General features: G+C 69.7%; 20 protein-coding genes. 4 read left to right on the top strand and 16 right to left on the bottom strand.

Annotated features, from left to right (window positions below):
• Window positions 1-266: 266 nt before the first annotated feature.
• From HUA74_RS08705 to HUA74_RS08690, 4 genes are all read left to right on the top strand, one after another.
• A complete protein-coding gene (locus tag HUA74_RS08705; protein ID WP_174454132.1) occupies window positions 267-1,280 on the top strand; it encodes a Gfo/Idh/MocA family protein in 1,014 nt (337 codons plus the stop codon).
• Between the two features lie 125 nt (window positions 1,281-1,405).
• Complete coding sequence (locus tag HUA74_RS08700; RefSeq protein ID WP_174454131.1) at window positions 1,406-2,179, top strand: VOC family protein; 774 nt, start codon at window positions 1,406-1,408, stop codon at window positions 2,177-2,179.
• A gap of 78 nt (window positions 2,180-2,257) precedes the next feature.
• Window positions 2,258-3,826, top strand: coding sequence for an AAA family ATPase (locus HUA74_RS08695; RefSeq protein ID WP_141641987.1), 1,569 nt, complete (start codon window positions 2,258-2,260; stop codon window positions 3,824-3,826).
• Window positions 3,823-4,533, top strand: coding sequence for a hypothetical protein (locus tag HUA74_RS08690; RefSeq protein WP_174454130.1), 711 nt, complete (start codon window positions 3,823-3,825; stop codon window positions 4,531-4,533). The genes HUA74_RS08695 and HUA74_RS08690 overlap by 4 nt, the downstream gene beginning before the upstream one ends.
• 66 nt (window positions 4,534-4,599) lie before the next feature.
• Here HUA74_RS08690 and HUA74_RS08685 read toward each other — a convergent pair whose 3' ends face one another.
• The 16 genes from HUA74_RS08685 to HUA74_RS08610 all read right to left on the bottom strand — a co-directional run bounded on the left by HUA74_RS08685 (window position 4,600) and on the right by HUA74_RS08610 (window position 22,661).
• Window positions 4,600-5,868 carry an SH3 domain-containing protein gene (locus HUA74_RS08685; RefSeq protein ID WP_174454129.1) on the bottom strand — a complete coding sequence of 423 codons (1,269 nt, stop codon included), beginning with the start codon at window positions 5,866-5,868 and terminating at the stop codon, window positions 4,600-4,602.
• Window positions 5,869-5,983: 115 nt separating this feature from the next.
• Window positions 5,984-7,156 (bottom strand): nickel pincer cofactor biosynthesis protein LarC, encoded by a 1,173-nt coding sequence (gene larC / locus HUA74_RS08680; RefSeq protein WP_174454128.1) that lies wholly within the window; start codon window positions 7,154-7,156, stop codon window positions 5,984-5,986.
• A 5-nt stretch (window positions 7,157-7,161) separates the two neighbouring features.
• The gene (larB, locus tag HUA74_RS08675) at window positions 7,162-7,914 is read right to left on the bottom strand and encodes a nickel pincer cofactor biosynthesis protein LarB (protein WP_141641983.1); all 753 of its coding nucleotides are present in this window, start codon (window positions 7,912-7,914) and stop codon (window positions 7,162-7,164) included.
• A gap of 24 nt (window positions 7,915-7,938) precedes the next feature.
• Entirely contained in the window at window positions 7,939-8,538 is a 600-nt protein-coding gene (locus HUA74_RS08670) for a chemotaxis protein CheC (protein WP_174454127.1), read from the bottom strand.
• Window positions 8,535-11,003 (bottom strand): chemotaxis protein CheA, encoded by a 2,469-nt coding sequence (locus HUA74_RS08665; protein ID WP_174454126.1) that lies wholly within the window; start codon window positions 11,001-11,003, stop codon window positions 8,535-8,537. The genes HUA74_RS08670 and HUA74_RS08665 overlap by 4 nt, the downstream gene beginning before the upstream one ends.
• A 50-nt stretch (window positions 11,004-11,053) precedes the next feature.
• Complete coding sequence (locus HUA74_RS08660) at window positions 11,054-11,422, bottom strand: response regulator (RefSeq protein WP_015352829.1); 369 nt, start codon at window positions 11,420-11,422, stop codon at window positions 11,054-11,056.
• Window positions 11,423-11,497: 75 nt separating this feature from the next.
• Window positions 11,498-11,920 (bottom strand): chemotaxis protein CheW, encoded by a 423-nt coding sequence (locus HUA74_RS08655; protein WP_141641980.1) that lies wholly within the window; start codon window positions 11,918-11,920, stop codon window positions 11,498-11,500.
• 15 nt (window positions 11,921-11,935) lie between these two features.
• Entirely contained in the window at window positions 11,936-12,538 is a 603-nt protein-coding gene (locus HUA74_RS08650) for an MmcQ/YjbR family DNA-binding protein (protein WP_174454125.1), read from the bottom strand.
• Window positions 12,535-13,860 (bottom strand): methyl-accepting chemotaxis protein, encoded by a 1,326-nt coding sequence (locus HUA74_RS08645; RefSeq protein WP_217439534.1) that lies wholly within the window; start codon window positions 13,858-13,860, stop codon window positions 12,535-12,537. Before HUA74_RS08645 ends, HUA74_RS08650 begins: the two co-directional genes overlap by 4 nt.
• 133 nt (window positions 13,861-13,993) lie before the next feature.
• Window positions 13,994-14,926, bottom strand: coding sequence for a thiamine-phosphate kinase (gene thiL, locus HUA74_RS08640; protein ID WP_174454124.1), 933 nt, complete (start codon window positions 14,924-14,926; stop codon window positions 13,994-13,996).
• A gap of 55 nt (window positions 14,927-14,981) precedes the next feature.
• Window positions 14,982-16,511: a hypothetical protein gene (locus HUA74_RS08635; RefSeq protein ID WP_174454123.1), complete on the bottom strand. Its 1,530-nt coding sequence runs from the start codon at window positions 16,509-16,511 to the stop codon at window positions 14,982-14,984.
• A gap of 139 nt (window positions 16,512-16,650) precedes the next feature.
• Window positions 16,651-18,549 carry a Hint domain-containing protein gene (locus HUA74_RS08630; RefSeq protein ID WP_174454122.1) on the bottom strand — a complete coding sequence of 633 codons (1,899 nt, stop codon included), beginning with the start codon at window positions 18,547-18,549 and terminating at the stop codon, window positions 16,651-16,653.
• 221 nt (window positions 18,550-18,770) lie between these two features.
• Window positions 18,771-20,384: a hypothetical protein gene (locus HUA74_RS08625; protein WP_174454121.1), complete on the bottom strand. Its 1,614-nt coding sequence runs from the start codon at window positions 20,382-20,384 to the stop codon at window positions 18,771-18,773.
• Window positions 20,385-20,700: 316 nt separating this feature from the next.
• A complete protein-coding gene (locus tag HUA74_RS08620) occupies window positions 20,701-21,723 on the bottom strand; it encodes a hypothetical protein (protein ID WP_141641973.1) in 1,023 nt (340 codons plus the stop codon).
• A gap of 88 nt (window positions 21,724-21,811) precedes the next feature.
• Window positions 21,812-22,294, bottom strand: coding sequence for an SRPBCC domain-containing protein (locus HUA74_RS08615; RefSeq protein WP_174454120.1), 483 nt, complete (start codon window positions 22,292-22,294; stop codon window positions 21,812-21,814).
• 19 nt (window positions 22,295-22,313) lie between these two features.
• On the bottom strand, window positions 22,314-22,661 hold the full coding sequence (locus HUA74_RS08610; RefSeq protein ID WP_174454119.1) for a helix-turn-helix transcriptional regulator: 348 nt from the start codon (window positions 22,659-22,661) through the stop codon (window positions 22,314-22,316).

Below are 22,661 nucleotides of genomic sequence, written 5' to 3'. Positions count from 1 at the left end.
TGGCCGCAGCGGCTGCATTCATGCCAGTTGCTCGGCCCGTGCTTGCCGGCACGGCATGGAGGGCCTCGCTTCGCGGGCCGACACCGCGAGGGTCGTACCCGACGGGCTCGAATGTCCGCAGCGGCGGCATTCACGCCAGCCGCTCGCCAGCACGGTTCGATGGGCATGACGCGAAGGGCCTCGCTTCGCTGGCCGACACCGTGAGGGCGCTCTTCCATCAGCGTGGGTACACGCTCGGACCTCGGTCTCTGGCAGGCTGCGCCCCCATGGCGCGCATTGGAATCATCGGGACGAAGTGGGGGCGCATGCACGTGGGAGCCTTCCGCGCGGCGGGCGCGGATGTCGCGGCCCTGTGCGGACGCGACCCCGTGGCCACCCGAATCGCGGCCGAGCAGGAAGGCATTCCCCTGGCCACCACGGACGTGCATCAACTGTGCGCCGCCGTGGACGCGGTGGTCGTGGCGAGCCCAGACGCACTGCACGCAACCCATGTACTCGCCGCCCTGGATTCCGGACGCGCGGTGCTCTGCGAGAAGCCCCTGACTCGCACCGTCGAAGAAGCACGCCTCGTGGCACGCCGCGCCCACGACACCCCGACGCCCAGCGCCGTCAACTTCCCCTACCGCATGCTGCCGCCCCTTCGCGCCCTGAAGCTCTGGCTCCGGGGACGCTCCGTGCGCCACCTCGTCCTCACGCTGCGCACTGGCTTCACGTCCATCGGCGACGATGCACCCGACGCGCCCCGCACGGGCGAATCCGGAGACTGGGGCGGCCTGTCGCACGTCATCGACGCGGCCTTGTGGCTGACAGGACACGCGCCTGTCTGGGTGCAGGCCTCGCTCTCCGGCCAGCCCGTGCACACCGCCGCGTTGCACGTGGGACTCTCCTCCGGAGCCGTGCTGGTGCTCACGCATGCCGCATGTCCGGAGCCGGGCCTTCACGGTGGATGGACGTTGCTCGGCCATGATTGGGAGGTGGGCTTCTCCGGGGGCTACGTGCCCTCGCGCGGAGGCTGGTGCATCTCCCCCGTACGCGGCTTCGAGCAAGGCACCTGGAAGGACCTCGCCCCCGGCGTCGAGCCCCGACCCGGCGAGCCCGAGCCCTGGGCCCGCGCCCACGAAGAAGGTGCGCGCCGATTCCTCGGCCTGCTGCGCGGCGCACCCCGCGACGGGCTCGCCACGGTGGAAGACGGCGCCATCGTCCAGGAGGTCATCGCGGCGGCGCTCCGCTCCAACGAAGAGGGCCGGAGGGTCCACGTGCCTTCCTCCTCGGCGGCGTGAAGGACACGCCGCGACAAGGGCCCACTCCCTCCGGACAGACAGAGCAGGCAAGGTGGCTCGCGCGACTTCCCCGGCGGTGGCTACCTTTCACCCGCACGAAGCCCCACCCCATGAAGGAGCACGACATGCCGACAGTCGAAGCGCATGCGGTCGGAACGCCCACCTGGATGGACCTGACGACGCCCGACCTGGAACGGACCCGCGCCTTCTACAGCGCGCTGTTTGGATGGACCTACCTCATCGGTCCCGAGGAGTCGGGGTTCTATTCGATGTGCCAGCTCAACGGCCGCATGGTGGCCGGCATCGGCCTGAAGCCCAAGGACGCGCCCTACCCCACCGCCTGGAGCGTCTACTTCGAGGCGGATGACGTGGATGCCTTCGTCCAACGCGCTGAGAAGCTGGGAGGCAAGGTGGCGATAGCCCCCATGGATGTCTTCGACGCGGGCCGGCTCGCCTTCTGTACGGACCCCACGGGCGCGAGCTTCGGGCTCTGGCAATCACGCGGGCACAAAGGCGCGCAGCTCGTGGGAGAGCCCGGCACCATGGCCTGGCACGAGGTGAACACCCGCGACGGCATCCGCGCGAAGGACTTCTACTCCGCCCTCTTGGGCCTGGAGGCCAAGAAGCTGGACCTCGGCATGGACTACTGGACCCTCGACAAAGGGAGCGAACCCGTGGCCGGAGTGCTCCAGATGACCGCGCAGTGGCCCGCCGACCTGCCGCCCCACTGGATGAACTACTTCGCCGTCACGGACACGGACGCCTCGGTGCGCAAGGTCACCGAGCTGGGCGGCAAGGTCCACGTGAAGCCCACCGACTCGCCCCATGGTCGCTACTCCGTGGTGACGGACCCGGTGGGGGCGGCCTTCACCCTCATCGCGCCGAGCCGGCCCGCGTAGAGCCCTGTCGGACGCACGCCACTCCCGTGGGCACCCGCGTTTTCGCTTCCGCGCGGTGCCCACTAGAGTACTGGACGAATGTCGTCCTTCTCCCCCGGCAGCGCCCGCGTCTCCCGTCCCGCCGAGCCGTGGCTCGAGGAGCTCGACATCTTCGTGCGGGCTCGCTACCCGTTGCTCTACCTGGTGTCGTGGGAGGAGCACCGCGTGGACGCCATCCTCGCGGAGCTGGCGCGCGCACACGGCAAGGCCCTCTTCACCTGGTCCATCACCCGGGGCCTGCGCAGCATGGGCACCTCGCGCACCGCGCCACTGCCAGAGGACACGCGCAATCCCATCGACGCGATGGCCGCCATCGAGAAACTGGGCGAGCCCGCGCTGGTGGTGCTCAAGGACTTCCATCCCTACCTCGAGGACCGGGGTGTGGTGCGCGCGCTGCGGGAACTGGCGCACTTCCTCAAGAGCACCTTCACCACCGTCATCCTCCTGTCGCCCACCCTGCTCATCCCCGTGGAGCTGGAGAAGGAAATCTCCGTCATCGACGTGCCCATGCCCGGGTACAACGATTTGCTCCAGCTCCTGAGAGAGATTGTCGCGGTGGTGCGGCGCACCAACAAGGCGACCATCGACCTGTCGAGGGACCACGCCGACCAGCTCATCAAGGCGGCGCTCGGGCTGACGATGGCGGAGGCGGAGAACGCCTTCGCCAAGGCCATTGCCCATGACGGCAAGCTGGGCCCCGAGGACATCAAGCGCATCCAGGACGAGAAGCGGCAGGTGATTCGCAAGAGCGGGTTGCTCGAGTACTACCCGCCCGAGGAGTCGCTGGGGAACGTGGGGGGGCTGGAGAACCTCAAGGGGTGGCTGAGCCAGCGCACCGCGGCCTTCGGCGAGCGGGCCCGCCAGTTCGGCCTGCCGGAGCCCCGAGGCCTCTTGCTCCTGGGCGTGCAGGGCTGTGGCAAGAGCCTCACCGCGAAGGCCGTGTCCGCGCACTGGAACCTGCCGCTCTTGCGGCTGGACATGGGCCGCATCTTCAGCGGGCTGATTGGCTCCTCCGAGGAGAACCTGCGCAAGGCCATCCGCGTGGCGGAGAGCGTGGCGCCGGTGGTGTTGTGGGTGGACGAAATCGAGAAGGGGCTGTCCGGCGTGGCCTCCTCCGGCGCGGGAGACACCGGCGTGTCCGCGCGCGTCTTCGGCACGCTGTTGACGTGGCTCCAGGAGAAGACGGCGCCGGTGTTCGTGGTGGCCACGGCCAACCGCATCGACGGCCTGCCGCCGGAGGTCCTTCGCAAGGGACGCTTCGACGAAATCTTCTTCATCGACCTGCCCGAGCAGGCCGAGCGCGAGGCCATCTTCCGCATCCACCTGCGACGGAGGAAGCGGGAGCCAGAGGGCTTCTCGACGGAGGAGCTGGCCACGCTCACCGAGGGCTTCAGCGGCGCCGAAATCGAGCAGGTGGTGGTGGCCGGGCTCTATGAAGCCTTCGCGGAGGACACCGAGCTGGCCCAGCGGCATCTGGTGCGCACCATCCAGGACACCTTCCCGCTGTCGGTGACGATGCACGACGAGATTCGCCGGCTGCGCGACTGGGCGAGAGGCCGCACGCGTCCGGCCTCGTCCGGGAGGACCCTGCCCCAGAGGGCGACATGAGCTCCAAGCTGTCGCGCTTCCTCCACCTGGAGAAGGACCGGGGCGAGCGCGCGAAGCGGGAGCTGCCACCCCAGCTTCAAGACGGAGGCCGCCGCTTCGAGGACATCGCCGAGCGCGGCGCGCTGCCCCAGGGCGAGGTCCCCGAGGCGCACCTGGAGCGCTTCAAGGCCCAGGCCCCGGTGGTGTTGGAGCAGCGGCCCGACAGCTCGGAAGACGACGGGCCGGACTTTCCCCGCTGCGTCGTCTGCGCGTCGAACAACGGCCGCTTCGCGAAACACTGCCAGCAGTGCGGCGCGGACCTGGGGACGCCCGAGCAGCTCGCCTACAGGGAGCAGCTCACGCGCGAGCACCGGGAGCAGCGCGCGAAGCAGCTCGGCGTCGAGCGGGAGGGCGCGCTCCAACGGCTGGAGCAGGAGCGCCGCGAGGACTCGGAGCGCTACGCGTTCCTCCTGGGGAAGCTGCGCGCGGAGGAGCAGAAGCACGGCGCGTGGCGCCTCTTCGCGCGTCACTCCACCGTGGGCACCGGGCTGCTGGCCCTGCTGCCCTCGACGTTCGCGCGGTGCCTCGCCATGGGGGCCTATGTCGGGGTGACGCTCGGACTGCTTCGCTTCGGCCCGGGCGACGTGCGCTGGGTGGGCATCGGGATGATGTTCCTCCTTGCCCTGTTGTTCACACCGTGGCGGAGCCGGTTCAGGCGCTGGCGATGAACGGCCGGGGTGCCCGCGCCACCCGAACTGGCGAAGGGCGGCACCCCGGACCTGGACTCCTCGCGACTACGAGGCCTCGGTCGTCGGACCGTCGATGGCGATGGCGCTGCGGTTGCCACGCATGAAGGCATCGAGCTTCTCGGGAGACACCTCGATGGGCGCCTTCGAGGGATGCGCGGGGTCACACACGATGAAGTTGCCCTCGTCCGTCACGCCCACCACGGCGACGAAGTGTTCGATGGCGCCACCGCCCTGGGTCCAGGTGTCCTTCTTCTTCTCGGTGGCGAGGCTGTACTCACCCGCCGCGTTCTCGTCGGGGAGGAAGTCACCGTTGTCGTCCACGTAGACGCGACCCTCGGGGGCCCTCAACGCCTCGGGCGTCAGGTCTGTCGCCGTCGAGTACTCGAAGAACGAGCCGGAGATGACCACCGTGCTGCCATCGCGAATGGCATCCGCGATGGCCCCTGGATTCGCCGCCGGCCGGTAGAAGGTGCCGCCCGCGGCCGTCACCGCGTGCTCGATGTCCGTGGTGCCGGTGTAGCTCCCGTTCTCCCCCAACGCGTAGACGACCTCGCCCTGGTCATTCGTGCTGACACCGTCATCGCCGGAGTCGTTCTCGTGATTGCCCCAGTAGCGCACCGCCTGCACTTCCGCGCCCGTGGTGTCCTGACCGTGCGTGGTGACGAGGTCGGGGATGGCCGGAATCTCCAGGCCCTCGTTGCGCAGCGCCGTGAGGGTGGCTGAAGGACCACAGTTGGCGTTCTCGCCGTCGCCGCCCACGTCTCCCTCGGCGCCGAACTGGTCGACGTAGACGTCCTGGTACTCCGCCGAGGCCGCCGTGTTTTCGTCGCTGGGAGTCCCCACCGCCACGGGCGCCTGCGCCGCCTCGGCCTCCGTCAGCTCCCGGGTGAAGGACGTGCTCACCCAGCCCGTGCTCCCATCGGGGCCGCGCACGTAGACGAAGCCAGCCTGCTCCGGCGAGCCCTGCGGCGGCGCGATGACCTCCAATCGCTCCCCGTTCCTGAAGCCGCCAAGGTCCCTGGAGGACGCCAACGGGCGCTCCCGCAGATTCACCCCAATCCCCGATTCCACCTGGAGCTTGTCCCCCACCTCCAGCCTGTCGTTGCCCTGCACCGACGCGTTCGTCACGGGAGGCGGCGGGACCTCCAGCGACACCTGCGCGCGAGCGGGTCGGGCCTGCTCGAACGACGACACCGCGAAGTTCATGGCCGCCTTGGCCACCTGCTGCAGCGGCGGCGGCACCGTCTTCTCGATGGCGACGTTCCCCACCGTCCGGATGACAGGCCCCAGGCTCCTACGGATTGCATCAGTCATGGAATTTCCCCCTCTTGCCAGAAACAAACTAGCAAGAATGTTTTCGCATGACCATGTCCCCCGGTTCATCCGTCATCTGGCCGGGGGGGCCTTACACAACCTGGAGGACCGCGGCTCAGCTTCGCTGGCTGAGCGCCACCAGGGCCGCGGCGACCACCTGCTTGAGCGGGACACCGGCGGCCTCCGCGAGGCGGCGGCAGTCCTCGAATTCGGGGTGCGCGTTGAGGACGGCGCCATCGCGCAGGCCGCGCTTCACGCGCACCTTGCCCCAAGGCGTCTCCACCTCCACCCAGTCGCGCTCCAGCGCCTGTCGCTCCACGCGGTGGTAGCGCACGCCCAGCGTGGTGGACTCGCGCAGCAGCGTGTCCACCACCGTGTCGCGCAGGCCGCCTTCCACCAGGGCGCTCAAGAGGTGCCCGGGGCGGCTCTTCTTCATGACCACGGGCGTCACCCACGCATCCAGCGCGTCGACGGCGAGCAGCCGCTCCACCAGGTGTCCCAGCAGTTGGGGCGTGGCGTCGTCCAGGTTGGCCTCCACCACCCACAGCCCCTCCGAGCGCGTCGCCTCCATGCGGCCCAGGGACGCACGCAGCACGTTGGGCCTGTCCTTGAAGTCCTTGGTGCCCACGCCGTAGCCCACCTTCTCCACGATGAAGTCGGGAGGGTGGCCAATGTGCGCGAGCACCTTGAGCAGCGCCGCGCCAGTGGGCGTCGTCAGCTCACCCACGCCCTCGAAGCGCACGGGCACGTCTCGCAACAGCTCCAGCGTGGCCGGCACCGGAATGGGCATGGTGCCATGCGCCACGCGGATGGAGCCGCTGCCCAGCGGGGGCGGCGCCGCGTGGACCTCCGGGTCGCCCAACAACTCCAGCACCACCGCCGCGCCGCAGATGTCGACGATGGAGTCCACCGCGCCCACCTCGTGGAAGTGGATGTCGTCGATGGACACGCCGTGGACCTTGGCCTCGGCCTCGCCAATGGCGCGGAACACCGCGAGCGCGCGCTCCTTCACGCGAGGCGACAGCGTGGACGCGGACTCGATGAGGCGGCGGATGTCCGCATAGGCGCGGTGCGGATGCGCCTCGCGCGTGTCCAACACCACATCCAGGTGGGTGCCGCTGATGGCGTGGCGCACGGCGCGACTCACCGCCAGCTTCCACCCTGGGACGCTCAGGCCCCGCAGCGCGGCTTCAATCGCCGCGGGCTTGAGCCCCAGGTCGATGCCCGCCGCCAGAAACATGTCCCCGGCGATGCCGCCCACCGGCTCCAGGTAGAGGATGCGTCGCATGGGGCTCACCGCCGTCCCTTCGTGCGGGAGACGAGCGCCGCGTAGAAGCCTCCACCGAAGCCGTTGTCGATGTTCATCGTCGCCACGTTGGAGGCGCACGAGTTCACCATCGCCAGCAGCGCGGACAGGCCCTTGAAGTTGGCGCCGTAGCCCACGGACGTGGGCACCGCGACGACGGGGATGCCCACGAGCCCCCCCAGCGCGCTCGCGAGCGCCCCCTCCATGCCGGCCACCACCACCGCGACGTGGCACTCCTGGATTTCCTCCCGGCGCCGCAACAGCCGGTGGATGCCCGCCACGCCCACGTCGTAGACGCGCCGCACCTCCGCGCCCATGGCCTCGGCCGTCACCGCGGCCTCTTCCGCCACGGGGATGTCGCTGGTGCCCGCGGTGACGATGGCCACCTTGCCCGAGCGCACCTTGCCCTGCTTGAGATGGAAGATGCGCGCCACCGGGTGGTACAGCCCCTTGGGGAAGCGCGACACGAGGACCTCGGCCTTGTCCGGCTGCAGCCGCGTCACCAGTACCGTCTGCTTGCGCTCCACCAGCGCGCCGACGATGCCCAACAGCTGCTCCACCGTCTTCGGCTCGCCCAGCACCACCTCGGGGAAACCGAAGCGGAGGTTGCGGTGGGTGTCGAGCGTCGCGTAGCCCAGCTCCGCGAAGGGCAAATCCTTGAGCTTGCCCACGGCGGCGTCCACCGAGACGCGGCCCGACTTCACGCTCCCCAGGAGCTGCTTCAGCGCCTTCTCATCCATGGGGCCCGTCTACTCCGAAACGGGCTACACGCCCAGCCGCGCCAGGAGCGCCCGGGAGCTGTCCCGCTCCAGCACCAGGAGCAGCTGCCCGCTCACCGGCGGAGTCGCCGCCGCCATGAAGCGCGCCTCCAGCACCACCACGCGGCTGGCATCGCCCTCCACCTGGGACACCGCCGCGTCCACCAGCGCTCGCGCCGTGTCCCTGCGCAGCGTGGGCACCGACGGCATCAGTCGCCACGACGTCAGCTTGCCGATGGCGGACAGGCAGGCGCTCGCGACGATGTTGGCGGCCTCCGACACCGCGCTGTCACGCTCGGCCTGCCCGGCCCCCTGCCCGCCCAAGAGCAGCGTCTCCAGCGCCGTTCCATCCGCCAGCGGCATCGCCAGCATCAACACGCCCCGCAGCGCGCCGGTGATGGAGAGCCAGGCCGCCACCGCGGGCGCGTCTCCCCCCAGCAACCCCGCGGCGTCCGAGGGGCCGGTGAGCACCACCCGAGGGACGGACAGGTCGACCTGGCGCCCGCCCATCAGGCGGGAGAGGGCGTTGGCGGCATGGCCACAGCCGATGTTGGCCACCTCGCGCAGGGCATCGAGCTGCGCGTCGCTGGGGAGGGGAAAGCTCACGCGGACAGTAACCTCGGCACATCCAGGATGAAGACCGGACGGCCGCTTCCGAGGATGGTCACACCGGAGAGTCCCGGCAACAAATCCAGCGGCCGTGACAGCGGCTTGAGCACCACTTCCTCCTGCCCCAGCAGCCGGTCCACGCCCAGCGCCACCCGGCCGGAGTCACCCTCCATCACCACGAAGGGCCGCACACCCCGCAGCCCCGGCGACGGCACCCCGACGAGCGTGTCCAGCGCATGCACGGGCAACAGCGAGTTGCCATGCGGCAGCAGCGCCGTCTCGCGGCTGCGGCTGAGCGCGTCGCCGTCCGCCTCCGTGGCGCCCACCACCTTGGCGATGGGCAGGCCGAACACCTCGTCCCCCACCTCCACCAGCAGCAGGTGCACCACCGCCACCGTCAGCGGCAGCCGCAGCGTGAAGCGCGTGCCCCGGCCCGGCTCGCTGTCGATTTCGAGCGTGCCGCCCACGCTCTCCACCACGCGCTTGACGGCGTCCATGCCCACGCCCCGCCCGGAGATGTCCGTGATGTCCTTCGCCGTGGACACCCCTGGCAGGCACGACAGCATGAACGCTTCCCGGTCCGTCAGCCGTGTGGCGACCTCCGGAGGGAGCAGGCCGCGCGCCACCGCCGCGGCCTTCAGCTTCGCGGGGTTCATGCCCCGGCCGTCGTCCTCCAGCTCGAGGATGACGCGGTCCCTGGCGCGCTTGACGGCCACGAGCACGCGCCCGCGCGGGCCCTTCTTCGCGGCGATGCGCTCCTCGGGGGATTCGAGGCCGTGGTCGATGCAGTTGCGCAAGAGGTGCAGCAGCGGGTCCGCCAGCTCGTCGAGGATGGCGCGGTCCAGCTCGATTTCGGCGCCGGTGATGACCAGGTCGACCTCGCGCTCCTTGCGGCGGGCGATGTCGCGCGCCGCGCGGGGCAGCCGGTCGGTGATGAGCGACAGCGGCGTCATGCGCGCCGACATCACCTTGTCGTGCAGGTCCTTCACCAGCGTGTGCAGCCGGTAGACGCCCTCGTCCAGCACGGGCCGCACGTTCTCCGGCAGCACCTTGCCCACCTCGCGCAGGCGCGCCGTGGCGAGCATCAGCTCGCCCACCGTGTCGAGGAAGTAGTCGAGCAACTCCGTGCGCACGCGCACCGTGCGCGCCGAAGAGTCTCCCGTCGCACGGCCCCCCTCGGCCGTCGTCGTGGGGACGACCACTGGCACCGGGACGGCCACGGCCAGCTTCACCGAGACAACGTCGACTTCCGCCACGTTCTTGAGCGAGGACTGGATGCCCGCCTCGCCCACGGACGTCTCCAGCTCCAGTTGGATGTAGCCGTCCGGGATGCGCCCGGCCTTCAGCTCCTCCAGCGCGGGCCGCAGGTCCACCAGCGTGCCCAGGGTGGTGAGCCGCTTGTGCACCAGGAAGGCCCGCACGCCGGGCACCTGACACGTGGGGGAGATGCGCAGCCGCACCGCCCAGCGCTGGGTGGCGCGGTCGTCGGGAAGCACTCCCGTGGAGGCCGCCTTGAGGGCCGTCCCCAGGTCCGCGACCAGCGTCTCGGGGAGCACGGGCGGCGTCGCCGGGGACGCCATGCCATTGCCGGAGGACGGAGGCGCGCCGATTCCCAGCACCTCCCGCACGCCTCCCACTCCGGTCTCCGGAGCCGTCAGCCGAGCTGGCGCGTCCGGCGCGACGGCGCCCGAGGCTTGAGAGCCATTGCCGGGAGTCGTGCCTTGCGAGCCCGGCCCCGGTGTTCCGCCAGACGACGTGTCCGGCGCGGGAGTCGAGCTCCCGGACGTCCCCGAGGACGTGCCGCCACCCGAGCCCGACTCGGGCGTGCTCGAAGGCGTGGACCCCGTGGAGCCCGCACCGCCGCTGCCCGACGAACCCGTGCCGGAGCCAGTCGCGCCGCCGCTGCCCGACGAGCCGGAGCCCGAGCCCGAGCCGGACGCGCCGCCGGCGCCCGACGAACCAGAGCCGGACGCACCGCCGCTGCCCGACGAGCCCGAGCCGGGGTCCTCTCCGTTGTCGGAGCCCTCCGGCTTGAGCACGGTGACCTTGGCGACGCGGGTGGCGGTGGGCGCATGGCCCGTCATCGCCGTGACGCGGACACCCAGCTGCGCGAGCAGCGCCGACGCGTCATCCGGTGGGCGTCCCTCCGCCACCGCGCGCACCTGCGCCAGCAGCGTGTCCGAGGCGCTCAGCAGCAGGTCCACCAGGTCCCGGTCCAACCGGCCACGGTCCTGCCGAACGGCGTCCACCAGGTCTTCCACCCGATGCGCGACGATGGCGATGGGCTCGAAGCCCATGGACGACGCCATGCCCTTCACCGAGTGGGCATGGCGGAACATCGAGTCCACCGCGCTCGAGGAGCCTTCGCGCTCCAGCTGCACCAGGTCCCGCCCGAGCGCCTCCAGGTGCTCGGTGGCCTCCGAGATGAAGAGGCCCAGGTAGCGGGACATGTCCATCGTCATGGCCCGACCTCGTCAGGAAGCGTCGCGAACCCGCCCGGAGGCGATGCCGCTCACGCCTCTCCCAGGACCTTCTTCACCACGGCCAGCACATCCTCGGCCCGGAACGGCTTGACGATGAAGTCCGAGGCACCCGCCTCGATGGCCTCCATCACCAGGCTCTCCTGCCCGAGCGCGGAGCACATGATGACCACCGCGCTGCTGTCGTGCTTGATGATCTCCCGCGTGGCCTCGATGCCGCTCTTGAAGGGCATCACGATGTCCATCGTGGTGAGGTCAGGCTTGAGCTCCTTGTACTTCTCCACGGCTTCCAGACCGTTGGCCGCTTCGCCGACGACCTCGAACCCTCCAGACGCGAAGATGTCCTTGATCATGTTGCGCATGAAGATGGCATCGTCGACGACCAGGACCCGCTTAGCCATGTGAAGAACTCCGCCTCCGAATCGCCTAGCCTAGAGGAGCGCGGACACTATCACCCGCGCTTTCCAGGGGGCTACTCACTTGGAATGGGTGAACAAGGCAACCACCGCGGCGTCCAGTCCCTCTGGATCCAGCACGGTCACTCCCAGCCCGCCCAGCCGAGCAACGCCACGGATGGCCGGCGTCGACTTGCCCGGTGCCGTGCTCACCCGCTCCACCGCCTCGATTCCATCCACGTCCGTCACCAACAGTCCCAGATCCCTCCGGCCCCGGTCCAGAAGAACCACGCGGGACGGCGGCGTGGCACCGTCCGGCAACCCCAGGAGCTGGCGCAGCTCCACCACCGTCACCACCCGGCCCCGCAGGTTCATCACCCCCGTTATCGCCGGGGGCGCGCGCGGAACCCGCGTGAACTTCTCCGGGGGAACCACGACCTCCCGCACCGCCGACAGCGGCAGCCCGTAGCGTTCTTTCTCCACCCGGAAGATGACGTGCCGCACAGAGGTCGTGTTGTATCAGCTTTGCTTTGAGCGGGACGCGGTGGCGCGCCGCGCCGTGCGGGGCTTCTTCACCCCGGGCGCCGCCTTCTTCGCCACCGTCTTCCTGGCGGCCGGCGTGGATTTCTTCGCGGCCGGCGCGACTTTCTTCGCGGCCGACGTGGGCTTCTTCCCGACCGACACGGCCTTCTTCCTGGCCGGGGTGGACTTCTTCACCTGGGACGAACGCGGCGGCTTGCCACCATCGACGGCGTCGAGCACCGCCTTGGGCGCCACGGCGCGGAAGCTCTCGTGAACCCACAGGGACAGCAGCTCCACCGGGGCCACCTCACCGGGAGCGAAGCGCGCCGTCACCCAGCCGCTCTTGCCCAGGCCGTAGCCGGTGGGTTCGGCGAAGGGGAGCATCAGCGCCGCCTCGTGGGACTGGGGCAGCTTGGTGGTGACGGTCAGCCCCTGCTCGTCCAGGACGAGGACGGCGAACATCTTCCCCCGCACCTTGGCCGTGCGGTGTCCCCACGGGAACTCCTCGGTGACGTGGGGAAACGCCAGCATGACCTCGCGCAGACGGACTTCCACGGCGCGCAGGGCGGCATCGGACAACGAAGCGGAGGACTTGCTCATGGCCCCAGACGGAAGCTGCGCACCACGCTCTGCAGCTCGACGGACAGGTTGGTCAGCTCGCTGGCCAGCGACGTCATGCGCGACACGGCGGCCGTCTGCTCCTGGATGACGGACTGGATGGCCTCCGTGGACGCGGCGTTGTTGCGCGCCACCAGCTTGATTTCCTCGATGGCCTTCACCATCTCCTCGCTGCCCTTGTGCTGCTCGCGGGTGCTCTCGGAGATGAGGTGCACCTTCTCCGAACCCTTGCGGATGGTGTCGGTGATGGCGCCCATGCTGCGCACGATGTTGGTGAGGTCCTCGCGGCCCTCGGCCAGCTCCGCGATGCCTTCCTTCATGGCGCTCACCACGGAGGTGGACTGACCGGAGATGTCCCGCGCCAGCTTCGAAATCTGCTCGGCGGAACGGCCCGCGCTCTCCGCCAGCTTGCGCACCTCGTCGGCCACCACCGCGAAGCCGCGCCCGTACTCACCCGCGCGCGCCGCTTCAATCGTCGCGTTGAGCGCCAGGAGGTTGGTCTGCTGCGCCACCTGGGTGATGGCGTCGACAATCTTCGAAATCTCCTGCGTCTTCTCGCCGAAGGCGAACACCTGCTGGCTGGCGGATTCGATTCGGTTGAAGACCTTCTTCACCTTGTCGCCGGCCAGCCGCGCCGCCTTGGAGCCGTCCTCCGCCGCGCTGCTCGTCTCCGCCGTGGTCCGCGCCGCGTCCTCCGCGCTGCCCGTCGCGCGCTGGATGCTGCTGGCCATCTCCGTGATGACCTTGGACGCCTTGGACACCAGCTGCGACTGCGACTCCGCGCCCCCGGCGATGATGTTCATCGACGAGCCCACTTCCTCCGTGGACCCGTTGACGTTCTCCGCCGAGCGCTGCAGGTCGATGGCGGTATCCGCCACGCTCTTGGCCGTCTCCTGAATCTTGCCCACCAGCTCCCGCAGGTTCTCCTGCATGCGGATGATGGCGCCCGTCAGCTCGTCGATTTCGTCGCGCGTGCGGCCACCCTCGGCGGCCACCGGCTTGGACAGGTCTCCCTGCGAAATCTCATAGGCGGAGCGGCTGAGCACCTTCACGCGGGTGATGCGCACCAACCAGGAAGGCAGCAGGAACGCCGCGGTGAGGGTGAGCAGGAGGCCCACGCCCAGCCGCACCCCGTCCTTCCACGCCGCGAGCTGGGGGAACACGTCCTTGAAGAGCGCGTCCGCCAGGAACATCCAGCCGATGAGCACCAGCCCCAGCATGACGTAGCCATTGAAGATGACCTGGCGGAGGGAGACCTCTTTGGTCGCACGGGGACCCTCCACGGCGCGAAGGAGCCGCTGCATGGGCTCGCGGCGAGGGGTCAGGCCAGGGGCAGTGTCGTCACGTAGGGGACGGCGCACGGGATGCTTTCGGGGGTGGTGCGGAAGCGCCTTGGGTTTAGCCTTGCTGTCGGACAGGGTCAATCCACCTGGGATGCTACCGGAAGTGGTCGAACCCGCCCGGCCGGCGCACCGCGCGTCCCGCTTCATCGTGGATCACCCACCCCGCGCCCTCTGACAGCACGCCCACGCGCGTGACGACGTGCCCGCCGCGAGCACACGCCCGCTCGAATGCCCGCCCGCGCCCCGATGCCACCGCCAGCAAGAGCTCGTAGTCCTCGCCTCCCGCCAGCGCCCCCTCCGGCCCCAGCTCCCGCCGCACCGCCGCGGACATGGGCAGACGCGCCAGCTCCACCACCGCCCGCACTCCCGATGCGGTGCACAGGTGACCCAGGTCTTGTGCAAGCCCATCGGAAACATCCAGCGCAGCGGACGCAAAGCGCGAGGCGAGCTGGCCCAGGGCCACGCGCGGCACGGGGCGGCGCTGGCGGCGAACGGCGGCGCCGCGTTTCAAACCGGCCTTCAAGTGGACAAGGCCGAGCCTCGCGTCGCCCAGCGTGCCGGACACATAGAGCCAGTCCCCGGGCCGGGCGCCCGAGCGGGTGAGCGGTGGACGTGACAGCTCGCCCGTGGCGGTGATTGTGACGGACAGCTCGCGCGCGGAGGTGAAGTTGCCGCCCACCAGGTCCACGCGGTGCTCGCGCGCCAGCGCGGCCATGCCCCGGGCGATTCCAGACAGGTGGGCCGCGGGGAAGTCTCGAGGCAGCGCGAGCGCGCAGACGAACCAGCGCGGCGTGGCGCCCATGGCGGCCACGTCGGAGAGGTTCACCGCCAGGGCCTTGTGGCCGATGTCCGCCGGGGAGAAGCCCGCGCGGGTGAAGTGCACGTCCTCCACCACGGCGTCGGTGGTGACACACAGCGCGCCGCGCGACGGCGCGAGCACCGCGCAGTCATCGCCCGGCCCCACCGGCACGCGGGCCTTGGGGAAGTGGTGCAGGAAGCGGCGGATGAAGTCGAACTCACCAGGCATCGCCCGGCAGGAAAGACCAGCCGCCGCTTCCAGGCAACGCGCGCGTGCGCGGCGGCTACTGGAACACGCTGACGCCCAGGCCCGGCACCTCGCCGCCGTGCAGCCACGTGGCCACGCCCACGCCCGTGGGGCTCACGGAGAGCCGGGGGAAGCCACTCTGCGCGGACGGCGCCGTGTCGAGCAGCAGCGCCCTGCCCCACCCCTGGCTGGCGGTGTAGCGGCTCGTCGCGATGCGATGGCCGCCCTCCAGTTCGTGCGACCACACCACGAGCGCCTGGTTGCGGCTCAGGGACACCACCTGCGGGTCCTTGGCGTGTCCCAGCGTCAGGGGCTGCGCGTCCACGTCCCGCCGCTCGCGGAAGCCGTACGTCGCGAAGTCATAGGCCTGGGCGGACAGCCGGGTGAAGGAGGCACGGGCGCGGGGCCAGACCACCATGGCCCGTCCGCCCTGCTCCTGACTGGCCTGGGCCGCGCCGGAGCTGCCCAGCGCTTCCTCCACTCGCTGCGCCTCGCCCCAGCCGGTGCCGGGCACGAAGGGCCGCGCCCACAGCTCCACGTTCACCCCGCCCAGTTCGCTCCACAGCGCGAGCACCGCGCCGCCCGGGCCCGCGAGCGGCTCCGCGTAGAAGCTGTCCACGCCGTCCGGACTGGTGCGCTCCGCGGCGCTCCACCCCTCGGCGGGCGTCCACCGGCTGAACCAGGCCATGCCAATGCCTTCCATTTCGTCGAACCGGTACCAGCCCACCACCGCGTGGCCGTCACCGCTGACGGACACCTGCGGCTCCAGGGAGAAGCCCGGCACCGGCGTGTCGATGCGGCGCGCGTCCTCGAAGCCCGTCTCGGGCGAGCCCCGCGTCACCCAGACGTTCTCGCTGAGCGTGTCCCCGTCGAACTGCGTCCACACCGCCGTGACGGTGCCCGCCGCATCGCGGGAGACCTCCAGGTACGTCGCGTCTCCCAGCGAGCGCGACAACACGCGGTCCGGCTTGCTCCACCCCTCCCCCGGCGCGTGGCGGGAGTACCAGAGCTGCGCCGCCCCGGAGCCTTCGCTCTGCAGCCACACCGCGAGCGAGCGCCCCTGCGTGTCGGCGACCACCTGCGGCTGACGCACCCGAAGCGCGTCTTCCGGGAACTCGCGCGACAGGCCCACCGTCTCGGCGGGAGTCCAGCCCGTCTGGGGCACGTACTCGCTGAACCAGAGCCGCTCGTCGAGGCCGTCCTTCTCCGTCCACACCGTCACCGCGCGGCCATCGTCGGCCACCGCCACCCGGGGCGTCGCCACCTGCAGGCCCGGCGTGCCCATCAAGCAGGGCGAGGCCCACCAGGCCCGGCTCTCCACGCCTGGCTCACCGGGGTCCTGGGCGCGCGTGAAGGCCGTCATGGTGGCGAGGTTGCGGCGCGCAAGCCACGCCTGGGGCAGCGGGCGCGCGCGCACCAGCAGGGGCGCCTGACCCGGCACGGGCTCCTGGGCGGCGGGGCGCTCCGGACAGAAGTTCGGAGGAGGCGGCGTCGGCGGGTCTTCCCCGCAGGCCGACACTCCCAGACCCATCACCACCAGCACGCTCACGACGACCGTGTTTCGCATCCGCCCTCCTGCCACTGCCGGTTTGACTGTTGACTCGATAAACAGACGCCCCACCGTCGGACGAGCCGTCGGTGGGGCGCCGGGTCCGGGCCTCTTCAAGGGAAGAAGCCCGGAAGCTCTTTCACCGCGAGCAGCCGCTTTAGCGCTGGCCGGCCACGAACGACGCGGAGCGCGCGTAGTCCTGGTGCCACGAGGCCGGCAGACGCTCCAGCACCGGGCGGGAGTCGGCCACGGGCGCCGTCAGCTCGCCCTGCATCGCGTTGTCGCCCACGCGGAAGCCGTTGGCGAACAGCGTGTTGGAGCCCTTGCCCGCGCGCGCCAGCTCCTCCTTGGTGCCCAGGTTGAAGTTGAAGACCTTGCCCGCGTACTTCTCACGGGTGACGGAGGTCAGCGTCGCCACGCCGTCGCGGGTGCTGACGCGGTCGGCGACCTTCAGCGTGCCAGCGGCCACGGCCTTGCCGTCCGCCATGATGACGGGGTGCCTGTCGGTGAGGCTGACCGCGTGGCCCTTGTCGTCACGCAGGTTCACCATCGGCTCCACTTCGCCACCCGTCTGCACGTCGGTCACCGTCAGCGTCTCGCCCTTGGCGTTCGTCACGATGCGGGCGCCGCGCTTGACGTCCTCCACGTTGGCGATGGTGCCGTCGGCGAGCACCACCTTCGTGCCCTCGGCCATGCAGCTGTTGTAGACCATGACGCCATAGCGATAGCGCGCGTCGCTCAGCATGCGCACCGTCACCGTGGCCACCGTGTTCGCCGGGGTGCCGCAGTTCACCTTGGTGCTCACCGTGATGACGTACTCCACCGCCTGGTTGAGGACCGTCTGGGTGCTGCAGTTCTCCGTACCGGTGCCGGCGATGGACGTCTCACGCGACAGGTCCGCCAGCAGCTTGACGGTGGCCGTCTGGCTGTTGATGGAGCTGGTCAGCGAGGGGACCAGGTCCGCCTGGCTCATGCACGTGCCGCCCGTGACGGGCTTCACCATGCGCACCTTGGAGCCCGGGAGGATCTCCTTGATGAGGCAGGCGACGCCGTTCTTGCTGCCCGCGTTGAAGGTGAACTTGGTGGGGATGTAGATGTGCGTGAAGTTCCAGGGCGCCGTCACCGGGAAGTTGTTGGCCGCGTCACCCACCCAGCTGGTGGTGACCGTCGTGTTGCGCAGCGCGATGCTCGCCGGCGTGCTGCCGCCCGAGGGAGCCAGCGTGGCGCCCACCGCGGCGTAGTCACAGTCGATGCCGCCGCGCATCTGGCACAGCTCCGTGTTGAGCTTCATGCTCGTGGGAACCGACAGCCGCGGGTGCTCCAGCGACAGGTCCGCGCCGCCCGTCGTCGTGCTGGACTGGCCGCGCACGAAGGTGACGACCTCCTCGCCGGTGTTCTCGTTCATGGCGATCATCATCGAGTCGAGGATGACCTGCCGGTCCTGGTTCACCGGGATGGCCGGACGGACGATGACGTCGTCGAAGCTCTGGCCGGCGGCGTACTCCTCACCGGACGCCGAGTCGACCACGGCGGTGTCCGTCTCCGCGTTGTTCGCGTTGAAGGCCACGATGTCCGTGTACACGTAGCTGGCGCCGTTGAGACACGCGGCCCAGGGGTTGCTCTCGTAGACGCGCACCGCGCCGGCGGTGACGCCGCGGGTCAGGTTGAGGAAGTGGTCACAGCCCCAGTTGTTCACCAGGGAAGCGCCTTCCGCCTCCTTGCCAGAGGCCTTGAGCGCCAGGGCCTTCTCGCGCGCCAGTCCCAGCCGCTGGAACAGCTTGGGCGAGTTGGTGGCCGTCTTGCCGGAGCCACGCAGGCGGTTCATCACGAAGCGGTACTGGCCCGGGTCCGCCAGGTCGATGGCAACGGCTTCACCCGTCGCGCCCCGGGACTTCTCCTCCAGGACACGGCGCATGTACTGCGAGTCCTCCACCAGGGTCGCGCGGTCCAACCCCCGGTCCGGGGAGCGCAACGGCCCGGCCCAGGCTGACGTCGCGAGCGCGACGAGCGGCAGGGCCGCGGAAACAGGCACCGAGAAACGCGAGTACGGCTTCATTTGTAACCCCCTCTGCTGCAGTGGACTGCCTTTGCCAACGACAACCACAACGCATCCGATGACTTCTCTTGAGACGGGCCCCCTCCTCACCAACGAGGAGAGAGCCCTTGACCCCCTGGGCATGGGGCACCTGCCCATGCCCGCTCACGACGGGACTGCTCGGCGCCCCGGCGGACGTGGGGGTGCGACGACCGCCAACCGGGACACCGGAAGACTCCGCGCTACAGCGCGTTGCAGGACAGACCGCAGACGTCCTGGGCCTGGTCCACGCAGATGACGTCCCAGCTGCCCGTGCAGCAGAACGGGTCGCCTTCGCACACGGACGCCGCGCACGGCGAGCAGTGCGTCGCGATGGGATTGCCCGGGTTGCACACGTTGTGGCACGGGCGCGGACGGCTGAGGTACTCCTCGAAGACCGCCTTGCGGTGCGGCAGGAAGACGTTCTCCAGCGCCGGGGAGATGCGGAAGCGCGTGCCCTCGGGCCCCGCCTCCGTCAGCTCGCTGATGTGGGTGAAGCCCAGCGAGTTGGGCCACGTCAGGCCGCCGCCCAGGCCGTTGCTGTTGCTCAGGTCGTGGCAGCCGGCGCAGGACAGCGCCTTGGCGCGGTTGACGATGTTGACCGGCGTCAGCGTGCTGCCGATGCGGTCCAGCTCGCCCTGAATCAGCGTGCGCAGCGCGGACGCGTTGTTGCCGAACTGGCCGGTGTAGTTGTTCTCTCCGCCCTGGGCATCGCTCTGGCCGCCGTTGAACTGGTCCTGGACGTCCATGTTGAAGAGGTTGATGTCGTTGCGGGCCAGCGCCTCCACCTGGGTCGCGAAGAAGAAGCGGAAGTCCGCGGCGCGAGCGTGGGTGGAGTTCGGGTTGAACAGCCCGCCGAACGGGTTCACCTTGTCCGTGGAGATGATGGCCTTGAGCGAGGTGCAGGTGCCCGAGGCGCAGGTCTTCTGCAGCTTGAACTCACGCAGGAGCCAGTTGCTCTGCATGAACTGGTTGGTGCGAATCTGGCCCGCGATGGTGGCCGGGTCCGCGCCGTAGTTGTCGATGTGGACGACGGGACGGAAGCCCGGCAGGCCCGTGAAGTAGAAGTTGCGCAGCTGCTGGGTGCGCGACGCGGGGTCCGCGTTGGCCGTCAGCCGGTGCCAGAACTCCGCCACGGGGAGGCAGCCATCCAGCCCCTCTTCCGGGTGGGGGTTGGGCAGCACGGCCTCGAAGATGATGAAGTTGCGCGACAGGATGTTCGTCTCGCCCGACTTGCGCGCGAAGATGATGCGGTACTCGCCGCAGTTGGCGCCGTCCGCGGGCGCCAGGTCGAAGCGGTTGAACAGGCCCACCGCCTTGTAGGCGTTGGCGGAAGCCGGGTTGGTGAACGGGTCCTGGTTGGCCTGCGAGCCTTCCTGGGTCCGGCACTGGTACGGGAAGCTGTTGAAGACCGGCTGACCACTGGAGGTCAGGTCATTGCAGTGCTGGCCCTGGTTGAGTCCCGGCCGCGCGTTCTGCGTGTCCCAGAGCTGGCGGTAGATGGCCAGGCCCGTCAGGCCCGCGACACCGCTCTGCGCGGCCAGCTGGTCGAACACCTCACGCATGGAGAAGTTGTTGACGATGGCCGTCTCCGTCACGATGAGCGAGCGGAACGTGTTCACCGTCACCGTGGCCATCTGGGACTTGTCACCGGACTCGTGCAGCAGGCCGATACCGCCACGCTCGGAGTGCAGTGGAGCGGTCCGCGCGGGCGGGACCTCCTCCGGCGCCTCCAGCAAGTCCTCCTGCGTGCTACAGCCCGCAAGAGCCAGAATCGATGCAAAAGCAAGACACGAGCGCCGCACGCGCTTGTCCATGTGCTCCCCCTCTTCGAATTGACACAGCTGGTTTCACCGCTTCTGTGCAGCGCGCGCCCTTATGAAGCATTCAACAAATAATTACAAGACATAATCGGAATTACCACAATACCCACATAAGCCAGTTCATGCGTACACACATAAGTATTCCCCACGATACGCGAGCCTTTGACCCTGGGTGCGTCAAGACTGCACACCCCTCGCGTCCGGGCGGTACGCCGGGCGCGTCCTCCCGGCACGCGGGAGGATGCGAGACAAAGACAATGTCGCGTTCAATCCGTACGCACCGGCGCGTCTCACCGGTACGCAAGGAATGTCACTGAAGCTCCATGGGACAGGCGGGGAGCATGTCGTTCTCCGGGGTGCGCACCACGTTCTGAGTCAGGCACATGGGCCGACAAGTCCCCCCGATGCAGTAGTCCCCTTGCGCGCAGCACCCGCCGTTGCAGAGCACCCCATTGGGGCAGCACACCCGGTCGCCGCCGTAGCAGGCACCGCCGTAGCAGGCATCCCCCTGGGTGCAGGAGTCCCCGTCGTTGCACGCCGTGCCCGCCGGCCGCGCCGCGTAGCCACACGCACCCGTGGCGGGGTTGCAGGTGCCGGGGCTGGCGTAACAGGTGCCGGGCGCGCTGTTGCAGCTCACCGTCGTCCCCACACAGCTCCCCGTCGCCCCACACTTGTCGTTGAGGGTGCAAGCATTGCCGTCGTTGCAGACGGCGCCGGCGGTCAACGGCGTGTAGACACACGTCGCCCCCGAGCAGCTCCCATAGGGGGAGAAGCAGGGCCCCGGTGGGGTGTTGCAGGGGCCGCAGGTGGACTCCACGACGAGGATGTTGAGCATGAAGCGGCCGCAGGAGCCGTTCTTCCCATCCACGGTGATGCGCACCTCCTGGTTGCGCGCCAGGTTGAGGATGGCGGAGGACGTGAGCGTGGAGGCCGAGGCGTTGTCGTTGCAGCCCAGCGAGGCGCTGCTGTGCCAGTCCGTCACCTGCACCACCGTGTCGTAGTCGGTGGTGTCGAGCGGGTCCGTGACGAAGGTGTAGCTGCCGTCATACGGGGCGATGAAGTGGAAGCTCAGGTCAGGTCCGCTGCCACCCCCGCAGGCGGGCGTCACCTCGTTCGCCGCGCCGCAGGTGCGGCCCACCGCCACGCCCCGGCCCACGCGCAGCCGCAGGTCCACGTAGGAGGACGTGACCACGCGGGCTTCCTGGGTGACCAGGCTCTCCGGGGCCACCGGCTCCGCGCCGGCTCCACCCCCGGGGGACTGTGTGCATCCCAGCCCCAGCAGCAGCACCCAAAGAAAGACACCGTTCCAGTGTCGATACTTGTTCTCCGCCATGACTGTCCCCCCTGCGTTCACCTTCCAACAGCATACACACTCGTAGTGGGTATTACTATAATTCTACGACAGGGCGGTTTTCAGACAGTCATTCAACGCGGGGAGTCGCCTGGGCGCGCAGGCTGGTGGCGAGGCCTCCCCACCACATCCCCATCATCGCGAGGAAGGCCGGGACGTCCTGGCCATGGCGGACGGGGTGGTCCGGACGGAGGGCCTCCCAGCCCCGGTGCTCCAGGACGACCCGGGTGCCGCCCTGGGAGGGCTCGAAGCGGACGTCCACCTGGGTGAGTTCGCCTGGGGCGAAGTTGCGTCCGCGCCACTCGAAGCAGAGCCGCGCGCCGGGCTCCCACGTCAGCACGCGGCCAATCTCGAAGCTGCCGGCGCCGTCCTCTTCGATCAAGCGGCCTCCGGCGCCTCCCTCGAAGCGCACCACGCTGTCGGCCGCGTGGGAGCCCCGGAAGCGTGGCCCCCGCCGCCACCAGAGGTTGGTCTCCTCGGTGAAGATGGTGAAGGCGACCTCTGGCTCCACCTCCAGGAAGGTCGTCACGCGGGCAATCTGCTCGGTCGTCATGTCGGGCCTCGCGAGGGACTCATGGCCGCTTCTTCGCGCGCGTGCGCTCGGCGTGTTCCTTGAATGACTGGAGCTGCTCGCCCCAGAAGGCCTCCACCTCGTCGAGCCACACGCGCAGCTCCGAGAAGCGCTCCGGCCTCAGCCGGTACAGCTTGACGCGAGCGTCGTCCTCCACGGCGTCCTCCTGGACGAGCCCCGTCTTGCGCAGGACACGCAGGTGCCGGCTCATGGCGGGGGGAGACATGTCGAAGGCGGCGGCCAGCTCTCCGGCGCGAAGGGGCTGCTCGCGCAGCAGGTCGATGACCCCACGGCGGGTGGGGTCGGCCAGGGCGGCGAAGGTGTCGTCGAGACTTCGGGCGGCTCCCAT

The organism is Myxococcus sp. CA051A, assembly GCF_013336705.1.
GTDB classification, from domain to species: domain Bacteria; phylum Myxococcota; class Myxococcia; order Myxococcales; family Myxococcaceae; genus Myxococcus; species Myxococcus llanfairpwllgwyngyllgogerychwyrndrobwllllantysiliogogogochensis.
Note: the sequence above shows the minus strand (reverse complement) of the source record. Positions and strands in the feature narration are given on the sequence as shown.